General features: G+C 44.3%; 26 protein-coding genes. 19 read left to right on the top strand and 7 right to left on the bottom strand.

Annotated features, from left to right (window positions below):
• Positions 1 to 24: 24 nt before the first annotated feature.
• Positions 25 to 819 (top strand): hypothetical protein, encoded by a 795-nt coding sequence (locus tag RS891_RS24650; protein ID WP_315793483.1) that lies wholly within the window; start codon positions 25 to 27, stop codon positions 817 to 819.
• 103 nt (positions 820 to 922) lie between these two features.
• Here the strand turns inward: RS891_RS24650 and RS891_RS24645 are convergent, their stop codons facing one another.
• Together RS891_RS24645 and RS891_RS24640 are read right to left on the bottom strand one after the other, a co-directional pair.
• A complete protein-coding gene (locus RS891_RS24645) occupies positions 923 to 1,738 on the bottom strand; it encodes a class I SAM-dependent methyltransferase (RefSeq protein ID WP_113053498.1) in 816 nt (271 codons plus the stop codon).
• 73 nt (positions 1,739 to 1,811) lie between these two features.
• On the bottom strand, positions 1,812 to 2,753 hold the full coding sequence (locus tag RS891_RS24640) for a helix-turn-helix transcriptional regulator (protein ID WP_309304331.1): 942 nt from the start codon (positions 2,751 to 2,753) through the stop codon (positions 1,812 to 1,814).
• Between the two features lie 89 nt (positions 2,754 to 2,842).
• On the opposite strand from RS891_RS24640, the gene RS891_RS24635 reads away from it, so the two are divergent.
• Positions 2,843 to 4,276, top strand: coding sequence for a glycoside hydrolase family 1 protein (locus RS891_RS24635; protein ID WP_090996608.1), 1,434 nt, complete (start codon positions 2,843 to 2,845; stop codon positions 4,274 to 4,276).
• Between the two features lie 131 nt (positions 4,277 to 4,407).
• On the opposite strand, the gene RS891_RS24630 is transcribed toward RS891_RS24635, so the two are convergent.
• On the bottom strand, positions 4,408 to 5,076 hold the full coding sequence (locus RS891_RS24630) for a phosphatase PAP2 family protein (RefSeq protein ID WP_113053500.1): 669 nt from the start codon (positions 5,074 to 5,076) through the stop codon (positions 4,408 to 4,410).
• Between the two features lie 145 nt (positions 5,077 to 5,221).
• On the opposite strand from RS891_RS24630, the gene RS891_RS24625 reads away from it, so the two are divergent.
• A complete protein-coding gene (locus tag RS891_RS24625; protein WP_315793482.1) occupies positions 5,222 to 5,785 on the top strand; it encodes a hypothetical protein in 564 nt (187 codons plus the stop codon).
• A 136-nt stretch (positions 5,786 to 5,921) separates the two neighbouring features.
• Here the strand turns inward: RS891_RS24625 and RS891_RS24620 are convergent, their stop codons facing one another.
• A complete protein-coding gene (locus tag RS891_RS24620; RefSeq protein WP_315793480.1) occupies positions 5,922 to 6,698 on the bottom strand; it encodes an AraC family transcriptional regulator in 777 nt (258 codons plus the stop codon).
• Positions 6,699 to 6,719: 21 nt separating this feature from the next.
• Positions 6,720 to 7,301 (bottom strand): LysE family translocator, encoded by a 582-nt coding sequence (locus tag RS891_RS24615; RefSeq protein WP_315793479.1) that lies wholly within the window; start codon positions 7,299 to 7,301, stop codon positions 6,720 to 6,722.
• 158 nt (positions 7,302 to 7,459) lie between these two features.
• On the opposite strand from RS891_RS24615, the gene RS891_RS24610 reads away from it, so the two are divergent.
• On the top strand, positions 7,460 to 7,963 hold the full coding sequence (locus RS891_RS24610) for a hypothetical protein (RefSeq protein WP_315793478.1): 504 nt from the start codon (positions 7,460 to 7,462) through the stop codon (positions 7,961 to 7,963).
• 131 nt (positions 7,964 to 8,094) lie between these two features.
• Here the strand turns inward: RS891_RS24610 and mgtE are convergent, their stop codons facing one another.
• A complete protein-coding gene (gene mgtE, locus RS891_RS24605; protein WP_315793477.1) occupies positions 8,095 to 9,465 on the bottom strand; it encodes a magnesium transporter in 1,371 nt (456 codons plus the stop codon).
• A gap of 176 nt (positions 9,466 to 9,641) precedes the next feature.
• Here mgtE and RS891_RS24600 point away from each other — a divergent pair, with 176 nt between their 5' ends.
• The 8 genes from RS891_RS24600 (at position 9,642) to RS891_RS24565 (ending at position 15,433) form a co-directional block, all read left to right on the top strand.
• Entirely contained in the window at positions 9,642 to 10,346 is a 705-nt protein-coding gene (locus RS891_RS24600) for a DNA alkylation repair protein (RefSeq protein ID WP_315793476.1), read from the top strand.
• A 63-nt stretch (positions 10,347 to 10,409) separates the two neighbouring features.
• Positions 10,410 to 10,964, top strand: coding sequence for a methylated-DNA--[protein]-cysteine S-methyltransferase (locus RS891_RS24595; protein ID WP_315793475.1), 555 nt, complete (start codon positions 10,410 to 10,412; stop codon positions 10,962 to 10,964).
• Between the two features lie 228 nt (positions 10,965 to 11,192).
• Positions 11,193 to 11,984 carry a DUF1361 domain-containing protein gene (locus RS891_RS24590; RefSeq protein ID WP_315793474.1) on the top strand — a complete coding sequence of 264 codons (792 nt, stop codon included), beginning with the start codon at positions 11,193 to 11,195 and terminating at the stop codon, positions 11,982 to 11,984.
• A 123-nt stretch (positions 11,985 to 12,107) separates the two neighbouring features.
• The gene (locus tag RS891_RS24585) at positions 12,108 to 13,334 is read left to right on the top strand and encodes an amidohydrolase (RefSeq protein WP_315793473.1); all 1,227 of its coding nucleotides are present in this window, start codon (positions 12,108 to 12,110) and stop codon (positions 13,332 to 13,334) included.
• 167 nt (positions 13,335 to 13,501) lie between these two features.
• The gene (locus RS891_RS24580) at positions 13,502 to 13,957 is read left to right on the top strand and encodes a GNAT family N-acetyltransferase (RefSeq protein ID WP_315793472.1); all 456 of its coding nucleotides are present in this window, start codon (positions 13,502 to 13,504) and stop codon (positions 13,955 to 13,957) included.
• A gap of 13 nt (positions 13,958 to 13,970) precedes the next feature.
• A complete protein-coding gene (locus tag RS891_RS24575; protein ID WP_315793471.1) occupies positions 13,971 to 14,399 on the top strand; it encodes a GNAT family N-acetyltransferase in 429 nt (142 codons plus the stop codon).
• Between the two features lie 65 nt (positions 14,400 to 14,464).
• A complete protein-coding gene (locus tag RS891_RS24570) occupies positions 14,465 to 14,875 on the top strand; it encodes a DUF6157 family protein (protein ID WP_113053510.1) in 411 nt (136 codons plus the stop codon).
• 96 nt (positions 14,876 to 14,971) lie between these two features.
• Positions 14,972 to 15,433: a DUF6896 domain-containing protein gene (locus RS891_RS24565; RefSeq protein ID WP_315793470.1), complete on the top strand. Its 462-nt coding sequence runs from the start codon at positions 14,972 to 14,974 to the stop codon at positions 15,431 to 15,433.
• A gap of 82 nt (positions 15,434 to 15,515) precedes the next feature.
• On the opposite strand, the gene RS891_RS24560 is transcribed toward RS891_RS24565, so the two are convergent.
• Complete coding sequence (locus RS891_RS24560; RefSeq protein WP_315793469.1) at positions 15,516 to 16,418, bottom strand: ArsR/SmtB family transcription factor; 903 nt, start codon at positions 16,416 to 16,418, stop codon at positions 15,516 to 15,518.
• A gap of 177 nt (positions 16,419 to 16,595) precedes the next feature.
• Here RS891_RS24560 and RS891_RS24555 point away from each other — a divergent pair, with 177 nt between their 5' ends.
• The 7 genes from RS891_RS24555 to RS891_RS24525 all read left to right on the top strand — a co-directional run bounded on the left by RS891_RS24555 (position 16,596) and on the right by RS891_RS24525 (position 22,188).
• Positions 16,596 to 18,086, top strand: a complete 1,491-nt coding sequence (locus RS891_RS24555; RefSeq protein ID WP_315793468.1) for a glycoside hydrolase family 43 protein — start codon at positions 16,596 to 16,598, stop codon at positions 18,084 to 18,086.
• A gap of 195 nt (positions 18,087 to 18,281) precedes the next feature.
• The gene (locus RS891_RS24550) at positions 18,282 to 19,145 is read left to right on the top strand and encodes a GNAT family N-acetyltransferase (protein ID WP_315793467.1); all 864 of its coding nucleotides are present in this window, start codon (positions 18,282 to 18,284) and stop codon (positions 19,143 to 19,145) included.
• A 48-nt stretch (positions 19,146 to 19,193) separates the two neighbouring features.
• A complete protein-coding gene (locus RS891_RS24545) occupies positions 19,194 to 19,739 on the top strand; it encodes a GrpB family protein (RefSeq protein WP_315793466.1) in 546 nt (181 codons plus the stop codon).
• A gap of 41 nt (positions 19,740 to 19,780) precedes the next feature.
• Entirely contained in the window at positions 19,781 to 20,203 is a 423-nt protein-coding gene (locus RS891_RS24540; protein WP_315793465.1) for a hypothetical protein, read from the top strand.
• 46 nt (positions 20,204 to 20,249) lie between these two features.
• Positions 20,250 to 20,777 carry a cysteine hydrolase family protein gene (locus tag RS891_RS24535; RefSeq protein WP_315793464.1) on the top strand — a complete coding sequence of 176 codons (528 nt, stop codon included), beginning with the start codon at positions 20,250 to 20,252 and terminating at the stop codon, positions 20,775 to 20,777.
• A 373-nt stretch (positions 20,778 to 21,150) separates the two neighbouring features.
• The gene (locus RS891_RS24530) at positions 21,151 to 21,717 is read left to right on the top strand and encodes a GNAT family N-acetyltransferase (RefSeq protein WP_315793463.1); all 567 of its coding nucleotides are present in this window, start codon (positions 21,151 to 21,153) and stop codon (positions 21,715 to 21,717) included.
• The gene (locus RS891_RS24525) at positions 21,718 to 22,188 is read left to right on the top strand and encodes a DinB family protein (protein ID WP_315793462.1); all 471 of its coding nucleotides are present in this window, start codon (positions 21,718 to 21,720) and stop codon (positions 22,186 to 22,188) included. It begins immediately after the preceding gene.
• Positions 22,189 to 22,190: the final 2 nt, after the last annotated feature.

Below are 22,190 nucleotides of genomic sequence, written 5' to 3'. Positions count from 1 at the left end.
ATAGAGATAGAGAGGGTGGGGCAGATGGTAGGTTTCCTGAGATTAATAGGTGTGTTGACTGTATTCGGGGTGGGATTCTCCCCATTTCTGGCACAGCAGCTGTGGAATGATCCTTTTATCATTATGCAGGCATGGTGGTATACACCAGCGATTTTTGCGGGATTTGGGCTGATCTTTATTCCCTCCATTTTGGGTAATATCTTCGGCGTCGGGAGGGTGAAGTCAGGTTTACCGGCGGTTGGTGTCATTAAAAGCATCCAGCAGACGGGTACGTATATTAATGAGCAGCCGGAAGTTCGACTGGGCCTAACCGTCTCGCTTAAAGGGCGTGAGAAATACGTTACCGAGTTGAGAACCGTTATTCCGTTGACGTCCATGGCTCAGTTCCAGCCGGGCAGCTTCATTCCGTTAGTGGTCTCCGTGAAGGATGAAAGCAAGGTAGGTCTTGATCTGAAAGGACGATTGTCTCAGGAAGATATGCAGCAATTGCTGGATGAGAAGATGGTGCAGCATGGCGTGGCGCCTGAGATGATGGATATTGCACGAACGGGCGAGAAAGCGATGGCCAAAATTTTGGATGTTACTCCACTTGGAGGCGAAGGTAATGGCAAAATCAAACTTCAGCTTACGCTTAGTGTAACGAAGTCAAATGGAGAGACGTTTAAGGTGACCATACCGAAGGAAATTTATCCATCTACCCTACCTCAGGTTCAGCAAGGCCATATTATTAACGTGATTTACTCGAAGCAGGACCCGTCAAAGTTGGTGCTGGCACTGAATGTACAGGAAGAACAACTAAGTAATTTGTTCTCATCCTGATGGCTATATAAACAAAAGAAACCTGCAACATCACTGTGTTCGTGATGGGCAGGTTTCTTTTGTGTGTTTTTTTTGGAGATTCTGGATGAGCGCAGCTTTAAGATCAGACGATGCCAAGGCGCATCCGATAAGAGAAGAGAACTTGTCTCGATTCCCCGTTAAATATGCGAGTAGCCAGCTGTCTGAATTCGTCTGCTACTTCAAGCAGATCAGTGGCTCCGAGTTTCACTGCCGTTTGCAAGCCGCCTTGGCTTAGCGCCAGATTGACGTATCGGTCCGCATCGAATGTTTCCCGATGATGAAACACAATTTCACGCGAATAACGGAACAAGCCGGACTGCTGAATCTGTTGCAAATGTCCGTCTTTACTCCATTTATGTGCTTGATTTTCCTGGGGAGCCAGACTGGCAGCTCGGTGATCTGCCTCCGTATTCAAATGCAAATAGGCTTGTTCCAGTTGCCAATCGACCACTGGTGGCCAGTCACAGTCGTATGCAGCAAATATGCCTCCTGGACGCAGTACACGCGCAAATTCGCGCAGTGTAGACTGGGGCTCCATCCAGTGGAACGACTGTGAGCAGGTCACGATATCCACACTGCCATCAGGTAGTCCCAGTTCGTGGGAGAGGCCGGAGACAAAGCGAAGATGGTCCGGTTTGCCTGCCGCTTCCCACTTGGACTCTGCGACAGCTCTCATATCATCACTTGGCTCGATGCCAATAACACGTTCTGCCTCATTTAGCCAAATCCATGACGATAAGCCGGTACCACAGCCAACATCTGCGACCATGCGAGGTTTGCTGCCCAAATAATTCGTCAGAATATCTACGACCTCGGTGGGCGCAGCAGGCCGATTCTGGTCATATAACGTACCAAAACCTTTGAATCGTTCCACATTGTTACGTCTAATGTCTTGCATGGACAAACCTCCTTCAGGATATGGATAAATGCAAAAAAATAAAAGAATCAACAATGATCAGAGCTTCATTATATCATTCATTTTCCAACCTGTTGTTAACGACCTGCTGTAAATGTTCTACCGCTTTTATATGTCGTCTGAGCAGTTCTTGTCCAATGTGCGGAGGCTTGACTACAGTCAGGTCAGATCCAAACGACATCAGGAAGGAATAAAGCCACTCTCCCTCATTCAGTTCAAGGGCAACACGCAGCCTGCCATCGGGATCTTTTTCAACGCGTGACGGTTCAAAAAAATCATACACCCTATATGCAATAGAATTGGAGAACGATAGCTCCAGAGCGACTTGGTTGATTGTGACGTGAGTCTCATTTTCCGGTGATACAATGTTTATGTTGTTTCTGGGAACCCTCGGCAGGAATTCCAGCTGGGTAATTCGTTTCATTTTGAACGTCTGAAATTCGTTTCGGTCGTGCTCGTCGTGGATGTACCCTTTGAAATACCATGTACTGTTCTTGAACAAAAGTTTGAGAGGTGCAACCGTCGGAACACTCTTCTCTCCATCCGAATTGACATAGTGGAACGTAATCCATTGATTCGTGAAGATCGCCTGTTTGACCTGATTGAACAGTTCCCTCTCCTGCAGTGGAATGCTGCCCCATGGTGAAAAATCGAACTCGATCCAATCCAGCTTGTGATCAAACAAGGCGGTTAAACGTTTGAGCATATGGGCAGTGTTAAGGTGAGGGATGGCGCTGACGCTATATAATCCAAGCAAAATTTCATTCTGATCATCTTCGGACAACAGGGATTTGTCCATGACAAAGTTGTCCATGAGATGGATGCCTCCATGCTTTCCGGTTGTCGTGTATACGGGAATACCCGCCGCACTCAGTCTGTCGATATCACGGTATACCGTGCGTACGGATATCTCGAACAAACGCGCGAGCTCGGGGGCGGTAGCTTTCTTTTTCTCCAATAACAGCAATAGCATTCTGAATAATCGGTTATTTTCCATGCCGATATTATACCATGACAATAGGTGTCAGGGTATGGGTGGTACACTGGATATATAGTGTTAGGAAGATCATGAAGGAGGAATGGATGATGTCGATGAAAGACGGATTTTTCTGGGGTGGCGCAACGGCTGCCAATCAGTTTGAAGGTGGATGGGACAAGGGTGGTAAAGGCCCAAGTACTTCCGATATGATGACGGGTGGAACGCACACGACACCGCGGCGGATTACACCTGTACTGGAAGAGGGCACGTATTATCCGAGCCATGAAGCGGTTGATTTCTATGGTCACTACAAAGAGGATATTGCCCTGATGGCCGAAATGGGCTTCAAAATGTTCCGCATGTCCATTAACTGGTCCAGAATCTACCCGAACGGTTATGATCTGGAGCCAAACGAAGAGGGATTGCAGTTCTATGACAACGTCTTTGCCGAGTTGAAAAAATACAACATTGAGCCGCTCGTGACCATTTCTCACTACGAGACACCATTTGGTCTGACCCAGAAATATAACGGCTGGGCTTCCCGCGAAGTGATTGATTGTTATATTCGATATTGTACAACCCTCTTCACCCGCTACAAAGATCAGGTGAAATACTGGCTGACCTTCAATGAGATCAACTGTCTGACGATGCCAATGGGTGCTTACATGGCTGCAGGTATCCTGTTTGAAGGTAAAGAGACACTGATCGATGGTGTTGATGATCCACAGACCCGCTTCCAGGCGCTGCATCACCAGTTTGTTGCAAGTGCAAAAGCGGTGAAGCTGGGACATGAAATCAATCCTGATTTCCAAATCGGCTGTATGGTCGCTTTCATGACAACATATCCGAATACATGCAACCCGGACGATATTTTGCTCGCGCAGAAGAAGGACCAGCTGTCCAACATGATCTGTGGAGACGTACAGGTTCGTGGAGCATACCCTGGATTCGCCAAACGTTTCTTCGCCGAAGAAGGCATCCAGATCGAGATGCAGCCGGAAGATGCACAGACTTTGCGTGAAGGCTGCGTAGATTTCTATTCCTTCAGCTATTACATGTCCTTGGTCGAGAGTGCGGATGAGTCGTTGGATAGAGCAGAGGGGAATCTGCTGGGCGGCATCAAAAATCCGTATCTGGAAGCTTCCGATTGGGGCTGGCAGATCGATCCGAAAGGATTGCGTTACACGCTGAATCACCTGTATGACCGTTATCAGATTCCATTGATGGTTGTGGAGAACGGATTGGGTGCAGTGGATGTTGTGGAGGAAGATGGCTCCATTCAGGATGACTATCGGATTGATTATTTGAGAGGTCATATTGAACAAATGAAAGAAGCCGTTGCCGACGGTGTGGATCTTATCGCTTACACGATGTGGGGATGTATCGACTTGGTCAGCGCATCCACGGGCGAGATGAAGAAGCGTTATGGCTTCATTCATGTGAACAAGGACAATGATGGCAATGGTGATCTGAGCAGAACACCGAAGAAGAGTTTCCACTGGTACAAAAAAGTTATTGAATCCAATGGCGAGGAGCTCTAAGTTGCCACTGTAAAATAGATTTCATAATGACGTAAAAGAACCTCATTGGTGCCAGGTGCACCCATGAGGTTCTTTTACGTTTGGTTTGTTTTCAAGCATGGGTTGGATCATTGCATGGTGATCGAAAAAGCCTAAGCGAGAGATTTGGACTGTAACAGGGAAAGACGTTCCAGATGTCGCTGATAGAACCATATGCATATGGCAAGCCAACATCCACTCAGAAAGTACCCGCCCACGACATCGCTGGGATAGTGTACCCCCAGATAAATTCGACTCATTCCAATCGTCAGGATAAAGATTGCACTCACAATAATCATGAGTACACGTCCAGTCGCTGTCGGTACATGCTTCCAGATTAAGAAGGCCAGGCCGCCATACAAGCTGAACGCTGCCATTGAATGTCCACTGGGGAAGCTATAACCACTCACCTCAATAATCCGGTTAATCGTAGGTCTGGCGCGCTGGAATACCAGCTTAATCAATGCATTTAACAAAGTCGAGCCCGCAATAACACAGGCCAGGAAGAGCAGCTCGCGTTTGTGCCTGAGGTAGATATACAGCACAAGCATGGCGAGAATGGTAATGACAACTACAGGCACCTCGCTGCCAATCCAGGTAAAGAGCTGCATCAATCGTGTCATTCCGGGTGATTCCATGCCCTGAATCCAGCCAATCAAAGTATCGTCAAAGACGTGGATCTGGTTGTCGCTGATGGACAGGGCGATACTTACAAATGCAATGAGGCATAACGCTGCAACGAGCAGCGGGATGGAGATATTCTTTTTCCAATTTTGATTCAAGTGACGGTTTCCTCCAAGGTGTCTGAATTCTGATGATGCCCAATACAGTATTCGTATTATGCTATAATCTTACAATAAATATAGCTTCAAACAAAATGTGAACGATTACAAGATGGGTGTTGCAATCTGAGCCGGGGGTGAAAGGATGAAGCGCTTAGTATGGTTTGCATTGATTTTGTTGTTGGTTGGATTGGGTTACACGGTATTTCCTGGGGAAAAAGCTTATGCTTGCAGTTGTGTAGAATCGAATGCTCAAGAGAAACTGAAGACGTCCACATCGGTTTTTACAGGTAAAGTGGTGAAAAGGGGTGGGGTGCAAATATTTAGCACTGACAGAGTGAGAGCATATACATTTGAAGTGGATACCGCATGGAAGGGTGTTTCTTCTAAACGAATGACTGTCATGGGTAATGATGCGGGGTCGGAATCTTGTGGGATTCAATTGGATAAGAACCAATCCTATCTGATCTTTGCTTATCAGAATAAAATGGACGATAAGTTGCATACGAATCTTTGCAGTGGCAATGTTTCCGTTGATCAAGCTGGAGACGCGTTGAAGCTGCTGGGTGCAGGAAAAGTAGTGAGTCAGGATTTTGAAAAAAACGATCAAGGACGAAGTTGGTCATTTTATCTCATGATATATGGGGGACTTATTTTATTGCTTGTAATGGTTAGTGGCTGGATCTGGAGAAGGAAGAAGCGCGCCTGATGTTAGGATCTCATTTAAGGGAGAATGGTAGCACGGCAACGGAAGGAAAAAGAAAATCCCCGTGTGGAACGTTGAGGTAAACTCGCGTTCCATGCGGGGGTTTTATACATTTGGTCGGTTAATCGTACCGATTCAATTAGTTTAACTGCAGCATATATTCATAAGCCGTAATACCGAATACTCGTTTAAAGTGTCTGTTCAGATGAGTCAGGTCGACAAAACCACATTCGGCTACGGCGGAGTAAACATCCTTATGCATTTCAATGGACTGTCTGGCACGCTCCACCTTGCAATTCAGGAAAAACTGGTAAGGGGAAATACCGGCATGGGACTTGAACTCGCGGATAAATTGAAACTTGGACATGTTGAATTCCGCACACAGGTCATCCAGCTTCAGCACATCTTCAATACTGCAAAACATCATTTCTTTCGCTTTTCGAACCAGATTGTCCTGAGGCCGCCATAGCTTGGTGTCGATTTCCGACTGGGACAGCAGTTGCAACAGGCTCAAGAGCAGTTCGCTGCACTTCGCTTCATCCTGTCCGTTTTGAACGGCATCATTCAGCATCAGAATGCTTCGTGCAAGCACAGGGTCATAAACGATGGGACAGGTGAAACGCAATTCCTTCTTCCCGAGAATCTCTTCGACCAAATCCGGCTTCAGATAAAGCATGACATAGTCTATGCCGGCCTTGTCGTAGGAGCTTCCATCATGGGACTGTTCCCGGTTGAATAACATCACGCCGTTTTTGTGGGAGGCTTGATAGTGTCCGTCCAGATGGTATTGCTGAATACCGCGAAGGGTTACTCCAACCGCATATTCCTCGTGACAATGTTTTTTATAGGTGAAATCCGTAAAGCTGGCGGATAAAGCCAGTACGTCCTGTGATTTCTTATAGTTAAACAATTCCATGCTGCACACACCTCCCGCGCGTTAGATGATTCCCGATACCATAATGGCTGAGTATAACAAAAAAAGGGCCATTAGGATACTCACTGCTTTTTGATGACGATTGAGTAAGGTTCTGAAGACGGAGCCAAACACGGCCCAACTGGAATAGGCCAAGAAGCTGATGATGGTAATGATGATCACGAACAGAAACGTTGACATGGCGCTGTCGTAGTATGGCAGAACATAGCTCGGAATAACTGTGAACGTGAACAGAACCACTTTGGGATTCACAAACTGCATGATTAACCCGTTCACAAATCCCGTAACTTGCTGCGATGCCTTCTCGGTGGCACCCATTTTATAGACTTGATAAGCCAGATATATCATATAAACACTACCCAGGATCTGCATCACTTTGAGAATACCAGGCAATACCTCAGCGAGAACATGATTGAGAAGAGCAGAAGCAGCAAGTAATAAGCCAAATGCAACAGTGGCTCCCCACACATATTCCATCGTTTTCCGGGTCCCAACTTGCCCGACGGAAGTGAGAATCACAATATTGCTGGGACCAGGTGTGAAGGAAACGACAATGCAATAGATGAAAAAAGATGTAAGATTCATAGGTGCCTCCCCGAGTTGTAGTTACATGATCATACTCCAGGGAGGCAATGGCCTATAGTACATTATTGCAGCAGATTGCACATGAGCAGGAAAAAAACATAACTTTCCAGCTAATAGAAACGTCATAGAAGTAACTACTTTGATATCGAGGTGATTAATTGAAAACTGTAAATAAGTTGCTGTTCCTATGTATGATACCTCTTTTATTGTCTGCTTGCTTAAAAAATGGGGAGAGTAACCAACCGATTAATAATTTGGATCTGAGTCCTCCAGTTGAAATTTCATTTGAAGAGGCTGAAGCCAGGACCCCTTTTGAAATCAAACAACCGACAGTTCCTTTCCAAGTTACTCAAAAATCAGCAAGGATTTTAGATACCAATGGTAAATTTGAAGCAGTAGAAATCACGTATGCAAATACCGACGAAGGATTGAACCTGATCACTATGATTACAAATTCAAAGGTGGATACGCCTCCGAATGGGAAGAAAGGTTTAAAATTATCTAATGGCTCTCAAACATGGGACCAAGGAGACGGAAATGTAAGTGCCATCTATTGGAGAAACGAGGGTTTAACGTACTCTCTTATTTCAGGGAAAAACAACAATCTTGAACCGTTATACGATTATCAAACATTAGTTGAAATAGCAAATACATTAAAATGAAGTATAAGGCAGTTCTCTTTTAGATTGAAAATAACACCAAAAGACTCAACTTCTTTACATGTGCATAGGAAGTTGAGTCTTTTGGTTACTGTAGCAAAACACCTGTTCAATGAATAAAGACTAAAAGCTAATTACATTAAGGCATCCAGAAAACGGGTTGCGATGCCGAAATAGATGAACAACGATAAAATATCATTCAGCGTTGTGATTAATGGGCCGGAGGCGACCGCAGGATCTACTTTGAATCGACTAAGCAGGAGAGGAATGCAAGTACCGGTCAGTGTTCCAATTACGAGGGTAAAGAATAGTGATACTCCAATAATCGCTCCGAGCAGCCAGTCACCTTGCCAAAAATAGGCGATGACCGTAATGAGCAACCCGCATACCAGTCCAATCATTGTGCCTACCTTAATCTCCCGGCCAATTAGCGCGAGCACTGTGGCCTTGTCCAGCTTGCGTCCAATCAAGCCACGTACAACCACTGCAAGGGATTGTGTACCCGTATTCCCCGTCATACCGGCTATCATGGGCATGAAGAACGCCAGTGCCACAACCTGATTCAGCGTGTCCTCGAAAAAATCCACGATGCTGCCCGAGATCAGTCCGATAAATAACAATAAAATGAGCCAAGGAAGGCGACGTCTGACAGCAACCAGTGGTTTGGTGTCAAAATCGATATCTTTACTACCGCCACCCATCTTGGCGATGTCTTCACTGGCTTCGTCCATAATAATATCAATGACATCATCCATTTGGATCACACCGCATAATCTGCGGTTTTCATCTACGACAGGTAGAGCCATAAACTCATAACGTTGCAGCAGCTGCGCAGCTTCTTCCTGGTCCATATCAACTGTTGCATGGATGACACGCCGGGTCATCAGCTCTTCCACTTTGGTGTTGTCATCTGCCTGAGCAAGGGATTGATAACTCACGACTCCTACTAGTTTGCCTTCGTCATCGGTGACATACAGATAACTGGTTGCAGGAATGTGCAGGGTGGCTTGCGATTCTCTCAGTGCTTCCTTCGCGGTTTCATGCGATAACAGGGTACGGTACCGATCGGTCATGATCCGTCCAGCCGTTTCCGGTGGATAGTTCAGCACGGAGCGGATAATGGCTGAATGGTCGAGATTCATATTGGACAACAATTCTTCTCTGCGTTGGAGGGGCAGATCATGCATGAAGCGAATCAGATCACTTTTGTCCATTTGCTGCATGACTTCAAGCGTGCGCTCCGGGCCTAACTGTTCGAACAGATGCACCTGTTCGTGGAGCGTGAGCGCTTCTGCCATGTCGGCGAGAACGTCCGGTTTGAATAAAAGCAAGAAGCGTTTCGTCTCTTGTTCAGGGAACTTTTTATATATGAGAGAAAGGTCATAGGGATGCAGTTCTTTGGCCCATTTGTAAAATTCGGTCAAGTTTTGGGTTTGTACGAATTGCACAAGGAGCTCCGTAATCTCTTCAACCGAAAAATCTTTTTTGGGATGGGATCGGTTCATATGTAGTCTCCTTTCTAGATGGGTTCAACTCCGTATTCTTAAACGAAAAGGAATGGAAGTTAAACAGCGACCATGGGAAATGGATATTGTAATCTTGCTAAAACATTCGATATGGGCTTACAAATGCAAGCTGTCGGGATATACTTGTTGTAGAAAACCCGATGAGGAGGAGACATGTGGAATCGGTTGTAAGAACACAATTGTTATCTCTGGTCGAACCGGAATATCAGAAATTCTCGGCTGCTCTCATTCCGAATATCACGAATCTGTTAGGTGTGAGACTGCCTGAAATACGCAAGATGGCGAAACAAATCGTCAAAGAGGACTGGCGCGCCTATCTGAAAACCGCTGATGATGATTATTTTGAAGAAGTGATGCTGCAAGCGATGGTCATCGGTCATGCCCAAGCAGATATGGAGGAACTACTGCAGCATATTGCCTGGTTTGTTCCCAAAATAGATAACTGGTCGGTGTGCGACAGCTTTTGCGGTGGTTTGAAATATACAAAAGCACATCTGGATCAGGTGTGGCATTTCTTGCAGCCTTATCTGGTATCCAACCAGGAATATGACATTCGCTTCGGGGTTGTGATGCTGCTGAACTTTTATATGGAAGAACAATATATCAGCAGAGTGCTTGCTTCATTAGATACCATTCATCACGAAGGGTACTATGTGAAAATGGCAGTGGCCTGGGCAATTTCCATCGCGTATGTGAAGCAGCCTGAAGCCACGATGCGCTATTTGCAGGACAATACCTTGGATGACTTTACGTATAATAAGGCTCTTCAGAAAATAACGGAGTCCTATCGTGTTGATCTGGAGACGAAGCAGATTATCCGCAGCATGAAACGAAAAGTGAAAAAAACAGTTCGTGTGTAGTATGTGTGCATAACGAGAAAAGAAACCAGATATAAAACCTCGTGGGGAAAGGGCGATATACGTATGAGAAAGAGCATCATGTGGACCAAAATGGAATTAGACGGTCGTCCGTGGGTATTGCTTGCCACCGAAAAAGGGTTATGCCGGGTCATCATGCCCAATGAAACGCTGGAAGATTGGAGCAGCTGGATTGGTCGAATTGCTCCTGGAGTGGAGCTCGAAGAGAATGAAGCAGCGTTGAAGCATACCGGCATGATGGATTGGCTGCAATCCTATTTTGCCGGAGACAAGGTGGATTTCACAGACGAAATTCCACTCGATCTGATCGGAACGGCATTCCAACAGCAGGTATGGACGGAGTTGGGGAATGTTCCTTATGGTGAGACAAGAACCTATGGCGATATTGCTGCTGGGGTGGGGAGACCTTCAGCAGTGCGAGCTGTTGGGGCAGCCAATGGAGCCAATCCTATTCCGGTACTGCTGCCGTGTCATCGCATTATCGGTGCCAACCGCAAACTGACCGGTTTTCGCGGAGGACTTGAGATGAAGCGAAGATTGCTGGATATTGAACAAATCGAAGGTGTGACCGATGGCGGACATGCGCGGTTTAATTTCTGATCATCATATTTTCATATAAAAAAGAAGCAGGGAACTACAGGTAAGTGCTTCGCTTGGTTCTAATATGTACAGGCACTTCCTAGTGCCTGTTTTTTTGCATTCTTTAATGGTAGAAGAATAGAAGATGAACGCAAATATGGCGAAAGTTTTTCTTTTCCTTCTGGGTTCACGCCGCTATTTTCGCATATACCACATTTTGGGTTATGATGGACGTGGACTACAAGGAAGTTGGAGCGACGGTTATTTTATGAAATCGATAATCAAATGATCGGGACTGCTCAGGCATACCACCAAGGAAAGGGAAATCGAAGCGAAGAAATGAACAATAATAAAAATACGCTTTATTTAAAAATGAGTAGTGTTTTAATCGTTGCTACCATAGGTTGTCTGCTTGTTGCTGTCTACTTGCGTACCAAAACGAACACGAACATGTATCAATTTTTAACGTGGGATATTTTTTTAGCATGGGTTCCATTCATCATTTCATCAACGATTAGCTATGTAAGCCATAAGAAACTTTCAAGTACAAGCATCGCACTAATCGGGGTGATGTGTGTATGCTGGCTGTTCTTTCTACCGAATTCGGCATATCTTTTCACAGAAATTTTGCATGCATTCAGATACTTTGATCCTCAAGGGGAAACTAAATTCTGGGTTAATATTGATTTTTGGTATAGCCTCACCCTAACATTTGTCGTAGCCATACTGGGTTTATTTCTGTCCATTTGTTCGATACATCAAATCCACCAATTGTTAAATAAACGATTAAACCAATTTAGCGGTATGGTAGTTGTGGGCGTTGTTTTACTTCTGAGCAGTCTAGGGGTATACATCGGGAGATTTAATCGGTGGAATAGTTGGGATCTCCTGAAGCAGCCAGGTCTAATTTTAAAGGATATCATGACCGATTCAAGTGCAGGCAACAGCATTCTGATTGAATTTGTGGCTATGGTATTTGTGATTCAAGTTTTAGGATATATTACACTTCGTATACTAATGGGGAAATCCAATAATATCTAGACGATAATCGTATGGAACACCAACGTTTTAACTATTTTTACTGAATAAAATCCTATGTTACCATTGACCACAGATGAATCGGTACTCGATGCAAGATAGACCGAGTGGAAAGAGGGAGTGACCATGTTGAAGCAAGAATACTGGTTAACCAACGTATCACTGGAGCAAAGTTATGTAATGGAAGACGGGCAGGTAACTGGCACCCGGACAAGCTTTGGTCATCTGCGGATTGAAGATGGAGTCATTGCAGCCATTGTGGATGTGGATACGGAATTAACAGGCGAATTGCCGCAGATTGATGGTAAAGGAATGCTGCTGTTGCCTTCGTTCGAGGAAGCCCATATTCATTTGGATAAAACGTATTATGATGCACCATGGAAAGCGGTTCGACGCATCTCGAGCATTTTCGAACGTATCGAAGAAGAGAAAGTATTGCTGCCCAAGCTATTACCCGATGCAAAGCGCCAGGCGGAGAGCATTCTGAGCCTGATTCAGGGATATGGTTCCACTCATGTGCGCAGTCATTGCAATATTGAACCGGTCAGCGGGTTGAAACGGCTGGAAGCGACGAAGCAGGCATTGGAGACATTTTCGGGCAAAATATCCTCTGAAATCGTCGCTTTCCCGCAGCATGGACTTCTCCGCTCTAAGTCGGTTGAGCTCATGCGTCAAGCCATGGCGGAAGGGGCCACTCATGTGGGTGGACTTGATCCGCACACTGTGGACGAGCATATCGAGAAATCGCTAAATGCAATGGTCGAACTGGCTGTTCAGTATCAGGCAGGCATCGATATTCATTTGCATGATTCCGGAGAACCAGGTAAACAAACGCTGCTGCAATTGGCTGATCTGACCGAAGAAGCGGGACTTCAGGGTAAAGTCACCGTAAGCCATGCGTTCTGGTTCGCCCGTGCGGAACAGCAGGAAACGGAAGAAATGGCCAAACGAATGGCTTCCCTTGGTATGAGCGTTGCTTCGACCGTGCCTATTGGTAAAATGATGATGCCACTGCCGATGCTCCAACAACATGGGGTGAACGTGAAGCTGGCGACAGACAGTTTGACTGATCATTGGTCTCCGTTTGGCAATGGGGATCAACTGGAGAAAGCCGGCCGTTTCGCCGAATTGTACGGGTATAACGATGAGCGCTCCTTGGCTCAGTCTCTTGCCTTTGTCACAAATGGTATCACTCCACTGGATTCAGAGGGACAACAGGTATGGCCGAAGGTAGGGGACACAGCTAGTTTTATATTAGTTCACGCAAGTTGTTCTGCGGAAGCAGTTGCCAGAAGAGCTGCACGACAGGCTGTATGGTTTGAAGGAAGACTAGTAAGTGGATCGGTAGAATAGAACATACTGGAATGGATGGACCACGGGAAACCGTGGTTTTTTGTTCTGGATCTGTAAGGAAAGAACTGCTAATCAGCAGGTTGAAAAAGAGGAAGGAACTGTTCGCATATACCACTTTTTGGGGTATGATTGACGTAGTAATCATTTGAGCGCAAGGAGAGATTGATGTGTCAGCAGAGCAAGTGAATCTACAACTTATAACCCCAGAAAACGAATTAGAGTGTATCCAGCTTCAACCGCGCGAAGACCAATTGAATTTGGTAGCAAGCAATGCAGATTCATTAATACATGCGACGAAGGAAATCACCTCGAAGCCATACGGAATTTTTGCAGAGGAGCGTATGATAGGCTTTATTTTATTTGATAATGAGATATATAATGATGGATATTATTGGATACTTCGATTCATGATCGATGAGAAATACCAGGGGAAAGGATACGCCAAATTGGCGATCAAGGAAGTGATTCATAAGTTAAAAGAGAGAACCGATTGCAAGCAAATCAGGGTATCTCATGTGCCGCACAACATAGTGGCAAACGCTTTATATAAGAAATCCGGGTTTCAGGAGACGGGTGAATTCGAGGACAATGGTGACATCATATTAAGTTATTATATAAGTTGAGGAGTGGTACCTGATGATTAGAGAGGCCGAAGCAAGGGATGTCGAGGTTATTGAAAGGTTGTACAAAGAATTATTACCGAACAACCTGAATACGAAGGTACTGGCGGAGCGAATTGAAGAAGTAAGGAATAATCCCAACAGTTTCTTATTCGTTTACGAAGTTGGTGATCAGGTTATTGGGACTGCGCATTTACATATTTGTCTGGATGCTTTGGTGGAAAATAGACCGTTTGGCGTGGTTGAGCGGGTTATCATTACGGAGCATGTGCAGAGTAAGGGATATGGATCTGAACTTATGAAGCACATAGAGGATGTATGCATTCAGAAAAATTGTGTAAAGATTTTTCTCACCAGCGGTTCATCCAGGGACGAAGCACACAGCTTCTACACGAAGTTAGGATACGATGGGGAATCCAGCAAGGCTTTTAAAAAATATGTATAAAACAGCTCAAGCTTGATTGTATATTCGTATCCATATGTTTTCTGAATTGATGGGAGGATATATAGATGAAAGACATGAACTATTATGAAACTTTTATTGCAGTAGCAGAAGATTGTCCTGTTCAAGTGGCAGAGATCCCCAAAGCCAAAAACAGCGGCAAAACCGTTCCAGTTATACAGTATGAAATGATAACAAACCACCCTTATCAATATACGCAAGAGGATGTCATGTTTGAAGTATTCGCGCAGCGCAATGATATTCCAGATGAACAAAGATCACTAGAGAGAACCAAGTTTTTCTCCAAGGGACAACCCTGTCTTCGCACTTCTTCGTTGGGGAAACGTTACGGTTGGGGCATTCATCATAATTCACAAGGAAAAGTGGCGATCTACGCCGTAGAATCAGAAGCATATCAAGAGTTCTTAAACGATAGCAGTTTAAAACATGTAAAGGCGATGCGCTCGAGCCGTCAATAGCTCTATCCGTTGGAGCACCAAGTACAAAGAATAAAAACAAACATAGGGCGAGTTTGAAGGTCTTTCAAGACGTCCGCTACAAGCAGGAGGCAAGAGATGCACCCTTTAACCCAAGAAACAACAGATACATTATTGGAAGCAATGAACACATACAAAAGAATCGCACAAGAACTGATAGACAAATTGATCTCGGAAACCAGTCAGGCTGAGAAGGAAGAGATCATTACTGGAGCGTACTACTTTCTTTCTAATGAAGAAGTATTAAACGGTGAAGAATATTTGAGTGGAAACTGGCATTTTGATGTTCATGGAGAGCATTGCATGTTCGAGAATGCAGAAACAGGGCAAACGTTGGAGGTTTCTCTCGGCAGTAAAGATGATGTTGGAAACATGGACCCTTATTTTTTTTATAACTTTTTGAAATCCACTGCAAATTATGAACACCTGACCGCCTATTTCGAAAATCCCTTTGGTGATATGTTGGATTTATTTGAAAGTTTGGCGGCCCAGAATGTGCTAATTCATGTTCATGGCGTTGAATATAGAAAGCTTCTTTAATTGCGTACAGCAGTATCCCGTTCATTCAAAGGAATACGTTTGAAGAGAAGAACGGGATTATTCGTTACGACATAAAGAAAGATTAGCGTTGTACGCGTATGACAATATCCTGGTCATGATTGCCGAACCCGGATCCATAAAGTGTTAATCCCCCGACGTTAGCGCCCTCCTCGTCAACCGTGAAACGAAGCGTCCAGAATGGTTCCTCCAGCTGGATATCCTCGATCGTCACGTCTGACATCCACTCTCCATCCATATACGTACCCGAGCCATCCACACGAATGGTCTTTAATAATCCATATTGATTCACATTGCGATGCCACCATGTCGGTGTATATTTGCCTCGGGCAGCTCTTCCGAAGTCAGCGGGGCTTGTCCATGTTCCAAGCGAAATGCCGTTAAACGTAAATCGGATATCCGATGGCCAATGATCTCGTAAACCCGGGGCTTCAGAAGCCAATTCCACTGAAATTTCAATGGCTTTAGCAGTCTCATCAGGAAGCATATAGTTAGGCGTTTTGTATTCGACATAACCTCTTCCAAACCAGAGGATGGCAGCATGGACCCGCTCAGGATCAAGAAAGTAGCGTGGGTCGTCCCAGACTCCTATTTCTTTCTCGTGTGTTCCAAGACCGCAGGTAGGATGAACTTCAAATGCAGTATAGTGCCCCACTGAAATGGTCTGTTCTCTAATTCTTGCTGTCCGATTGGCGGAGGGTAGTTCGATCTCGATGTTATTTTGTGTGAGGAAACACAATTTGTGCGTGCCTCCATTCAGGCGTATCCTGCGGCTATCGATCAATCCGGCTTGCTCAAGCTTTCGTATGTGCATCGTGACGATGGAGGGGCTAAGTTCTAACACAGCCGCAATATCCTTCACATTCATTTCACGATCTGCAATCAAATCCATGATTCTCCATCTAACCTCGCTTGCCAGTGCTTCGTATAATGGTATGAATTTTGAATCTCCGTTCGCTTTGATCATCCTTAACAATCTCCTAACCAGATCTAATGAAATCATATATATATTAATTTAACGAAAATAACTTGACTCTTCAACTCTAACGCATTGAAAGAATGATTGCGATAGTGTTTAATTTTTTTATCTGCTTATGAAGCTGGATTCTTAAATATGTGAATTAGAGAAAAAGAGGTGGCTCAAATGAAATACAATAATCCGGTCATTAAAGGATTCTATCCAGATCCGAGCATCTGCAAGGTGGATGACACTTATTATCTGGTATGCAGTTCTTTTCAGTACTTTCCGGGTGTCCCGCTATTTGAAAGCAAAGATTTATTGAATTGGACGCAAATCGGTCATTGTTTAACCCGAAAAAGCCAGATTCATTTGGAGACGGTGGGCAGCTCCGGAGGAGTTTTCGCCCCTACAATTCGATACAACAACGGGCGATTCTACATGACCACGACGAACGACACGACGCGTCAGAATTTCTATATATGGACTGACGATATATACGGGGAGTGGTCAGAACCGATTATTGTGGATCAAGGGGGAATCGATCCCGATCTGTATTTTGAAGACGGCAAGGCCTTCTTTATGAGCAACGGAACCGACGATGAAGGAATTGGGGGAATCATTCAGTGTGAAATTGACATTGAAACAGGTCACAAAAAGACCCCAAGCCGTTCAGTATGGCAAGGATCAGGCGGACGTTATCTGGAAAGTCCACATTTGTATAAAATGAATGGATATTATTACCTCATGGCATCTGAAGGCGGAACCGAATACGGTCATATGGTCACGTATGCGCGGGGAGATTCTCCTTCCGGTCCTTTCGAACCCTATGCCAACAATCCTGTTCTGACCAACCGTAATCTTGGCGGTTACGAGTTGCAGGGGGTTGGTCATGGCGACCTGATTCAGGACGAGGAAGGCAATTGGTGGATCTTCCATTTGGGATTCCGTCAGAGTGGGCAATGGCTTACCTATCATCATCTGGGCCGGGAAGTATTTCTTACGCCAGTTACCTTTGACGAGGAAGGCTGGTTTACAGCAGGGCACGAAGGTACGACGCTTATGAGTTTTGACACTGATCGTATCTCTGACACAGTCATTCAACAAGAGAAGAAAAGCTATACGTTCGAGAACACGGATTGGAATCTGGACTGGTGTTATCTTCGTCATCCGAATACAGAAAATTACTTGTTAGAGCAAGGCAACTTAAAATTAAAAGGAACCGAAGTGACACTGGATGTTCCAGCATCCCCGACATTTATTGGGCTACGTCAAAAAGACTTTGACGCGACCATCTCTGTTGACGTTAGTCTTACGAATGGCGAGGCAGGCATCACCATCTACATGGATGAACAGCACCATTATGACTTGGCCCTTCGCAAAGAGCAGAGCGGGTATAAGGTGATTGAGCGTCTGAATATTGGGGATATCAAATCAGTCGAAAATGAAGTGGAACTGGGAAGTGATCATCATGCCACTTTGGTAATTCAGGCAAGCCATGAACGCTATAGCTTCCTTATTCGTGCAGATGGCAAGGACATCCTTTTAGGGACAGCACAGACGAAATACCTTTCCTCAGAGGTTGCCGGGGGATTTACAGGCGTGCTCATTGGTCTATACGCTAGTGGAGAAGATTCTGTGGCTGAGTTTTCTAAATTTAAGTGTGATTATCTTTGAAAAGGTAAGGGGAGGGACTTTTGTTCCTTCTCTTTTTTTGAATTCTTGTGATTTTTCAAACAAAAGAGTAGTAGCACGTGTTTATGTATTAGATGCCGCAAGCAAATAATGAGTTGTATGCTGAGAATCAAGTATAGATTAAAACATATTTGGATAACCATCGAGGAGTAAGTTGTAGTAGAGAGGGAGAAGGCAATGAGTGATAAGACTTCATATTCGTTAGTAGCAGCGAATCAAACTAGCTATGCCAAGTATTTTGCGACGTATAGAAAGAATATCTGGTTTAGACCGAGCTGGGCATCCCTTCAAGAAATGATGCTAGACGCAAGTGATTGTTATTGGATCTATCAAGATAATCAACGAGTGGGAGGGATTTCTTTGACAAGTAATGAACTTGGATCTTTCTTTATGATCCCTCCATCCACGTTGACTGTAGGTATGGTTCATTTCTTAAAGAGTTATGCCATTCAAAATTCAGGGGGTCAGTCAAAAGTAGATGCTTACAATGTTCTGGCTGAACATATTGATGTGTTGAAGTCGGCTGGTTTCGAAGTTTTAAACACAAGGAAATGTATGATTAGACCTACAGAGAAGATTGAAAATGACCTCCATACTGATTGTATTTGTATTAAACCCCAATTGGAACATTTGCCAAGCATTGTTCAAGTCATGAACGAATCATATCGTGGAGGAATGGATGAGGGAAATCTGGATACATATCGGGATGACGTGAGTTATTATTTTGAACATAACCGTCAGGATGAGCTATTGAATGCATCATCGGTTTTAGTAGATAAAAAGACGAACGAGGTTGTTGGATTTTGTTTGATTTCGATGTGGGAGGATATGCCTCTTGTGTATGATATAGCAGTTAAGCCGTGCTATAGTAATCAGGGTTTGGGAAGATATATGTTATTCAAGGCGATTTCTCATCTGGAAGGTTTCTCTCCAACCATTCGTTTGTTCGTTACATTAGGAAATAAGGCTGACTATTTATATACCAGATTAGGTTTTCTTTCAGGAGAGGAAACATCTCACTTGGTTTATAGAGTCGTGTAGAGAAATGATGATAGAAACTATACTTAATGAAATCAAAGGGAGGACTACATGGAAGATCAATGGAGAATTGCAATGTATGATCCTGCTTGGAGGCATATGTTTCTCGAAACCGGGATGAGATTAAGAGAGGCGTTGGGAGAGACGGCTGTGCGGATTGACCATGTCGGATCAACTTCCATCGTCGGAATGGATGCCAAACCGATCATAGATATACAAATTTCCGTATCCAATCACGAACAATTGCCTAACTACAAACAAGAAATCGAAGCGGCCGGCTTCGTATTTAGAGAAGAAAATCCCGATAAAACCAAGCGATATTTTCGTGAAGTGCCCGGAAGCAGGAGATCGCATGTACATGTAAGACAAGCAGGGAGTTTCTCAGAGCAGATGAACTTGCTTTTTAGAGATTATTTGAGGGAACATCCAGAGGATCGATTGAAATATGCAAAAGAGAAGCACAGGCTTATGGCATTATACAAGGACCAGCGGCCAAAGTACGTGGAAGGCAAAGGGCCGATGGTGTGGAGCATTTTAGAGAAAGCTCATATATGGTCCCAAGAAATCGGGTGGCAACCGGGAGAATCTGACGCGTAGGAACATTCATTGGAGATGGATAACCTTATGGGAGTGGTGAGATGAACATTGGAAGAAAGCTTCTGACGACCGTTCTAACCATCATTTGTTTTACTTTGGCTGCAAGTTTAATATCCATGAATGAATCTTACAGCTTTGATTTTTATATTATTGTTTATCTTGTATATGCGACTCCCCTGATCACATTGATTGGGCTACCGTTATCCCTATTGCTGGATTATCTGTTGAGCAGATCTCGTTTCACAAATTATGTCATTTATTTAAGTTTGAGAATACTAGGTTATGCATGTGCAGGAGTGTTAGGAATGTATTTCTATTATTTGCTCATGGGCGCGGGAGAAGAAATTCTAAATTTTAAAGAAACGATAGTTTTGAGCTTATTTGGCGTTCTAGCTGCTATACTATTTGTGTTGATCGATCTGGGATTGGAAGGTTTGTTAACGGTGCGTAAAAGGAAGACGTAGTCATAACAATTGCTGATTTCATATTATTTTTCAGGAGGAATATAAGATGCCAACTCATTGTGCACTTCTTGTAATCGATGTTCAGGTAGCCATGTTCGATGAATCAGATCCCGTATATCAGGGGGACGTATTGCTTCAGAAAATACAACACGTCATTGCCAAGGTTCGGGAAAAAGGTCACTCCGTTATCTACATTCAGCATAGTGAAGGAGCAGGCAGTCCCCTTGAGCGTGGAACGGCAGGTTGGGCGATTCATCCGTCCATTGCGCCGATCACTGGTGATCTTGTTATTGAAAAGCAAACCCCTGATTCGTTTCACGAAACAGATCTGAATCTGAAATTGCAAGAAAACGGAGTGACGGATCTTATTCTGACTGGCATGCAGACGGAAATATGCGTGGATACGACTTGTCGCAGAGCAAGTAGCCTTGGCTATGCACTAACCTTGGTTCGTGATGCTCACAGCACATGGAATTCCAACATTCTTCAAGCTGAGCAGATTATAGAACATCACAATTCGGTACTGAGCATGTTTGCGAATGTGGTGGATACCGAAAATGTAATGAATGGATGAGATGAATTGAGGTTTAATAAAAGAATATTTAATCTTTCGGCTTGGCTTGCTGTGTTGGCAGTCATTTTTATTCCTGGAACAGCCTACACGGAGGGGACTTTACGAACAGAGTATGGTTTTCCGTTGCGGTTCTTTACTGATTATCACTATAAGAAACCTGATGATACGATCTGGTTCCTTTCCAATGTATCTGTGAATGCCCTTCTTTATCTGTTTAATGTCCTGTTTATATACGCTGGAATTCATGTTTTACTCTATGTAAAGAAGAGAATGACGAAGCCAAAAGAGTAGGGAGCTGCGACGATCGCGGCTCTTTTATTATTACCATATCATGGGTTATGATAGAAGGCACGAATAGATTGGGGATGATGATATGAAACAGATTCCAACAGAATGGAATTCAGAACGACTTTTCATTTCCGATTTGAAAGAATCTGAGATTTTCGATATCCAATCCATTGTTGATACGAGTAAATACGTGCTGGAATGGGACGGACGAGATCATGAGCCGGATTATGTGAGAACGTGCTTTGAAGAAGGCAATCTTCCTCCTGGGGGAAGGCTGCAGAACTACCGAATTCAGACCATTCGTACGATTCTGCAAAACCAAAATATAGGTGTATTGAGCCTATACCATGGCTACCCCAAGGAGGATTCGGTTTATCTCGAATTTTTGTATATTCATAGTGAGACCCAAAAACAAGGTTATGGACAAGAAATGGTGCATGCGTTGACCCGATTATTTTTCGAGCTTGGTTATAAGGAAATCAGAATCAACGTGGCACTCAAAAATTGGCCTGCACTACGATTTTGGACCAAGTCGGGATTTGATCAGATTAGCGGGATTTACGGAGACCGTGAACATTCGGATAAGACTTTTGCCAATATGGAACTGATCAAAACACTTAAAACGCATGATATAGAAAAGGAGAATGGCTAAGTGGAATCTTTCTTTCGTTATAACTGGATCGTGCGTGAGCAATGGTTTGAGTGGTGTGAGGATGTACCGTTGGAAGAGCTGCTTCGGCCTCGAACAGGCGGGGTAGGCAATATATTGCAAACGTTTTTTCATATCATTGATGTAGAGTGGAGCTGGCTTCAATTATTGCAGGGCAAACCGGATGGTATGGAGAATTTTGATAATTATAAAACACTGGAGGCCGTACGACAATTCGATCGCAAGCTGCGACCTGATGTGGAGGCATTTGTTCTATCCTGGGATCCCAGCATGGAAAAGAGACCATGCATAGATCCCGAATTGGATAGCACCGTCGCCAAGGAATCGTGGGGAGAAGTGATGCGTCACGTGATTCACCATACGGGGCAATTATCGGTGTGGTCCAGAGAACTGGACAAGAAGCCTGTATCTGCCAATTTCATTGGTAAGGGACTTATTACACCTGATAACTAGAG

Source organism: Paenibacillus sp. BIC5C1, from assembly GCF_032399705.1.
GTDB lineage: Bacteria > Bacillota > Bacilli > Paenibacillales > Paenibacillaceae > Paenibacillus > Paenibacillus taichungensis_A.
This window is presented reverse-complemented; position numbering and strand designations above follow the sequence as displayed.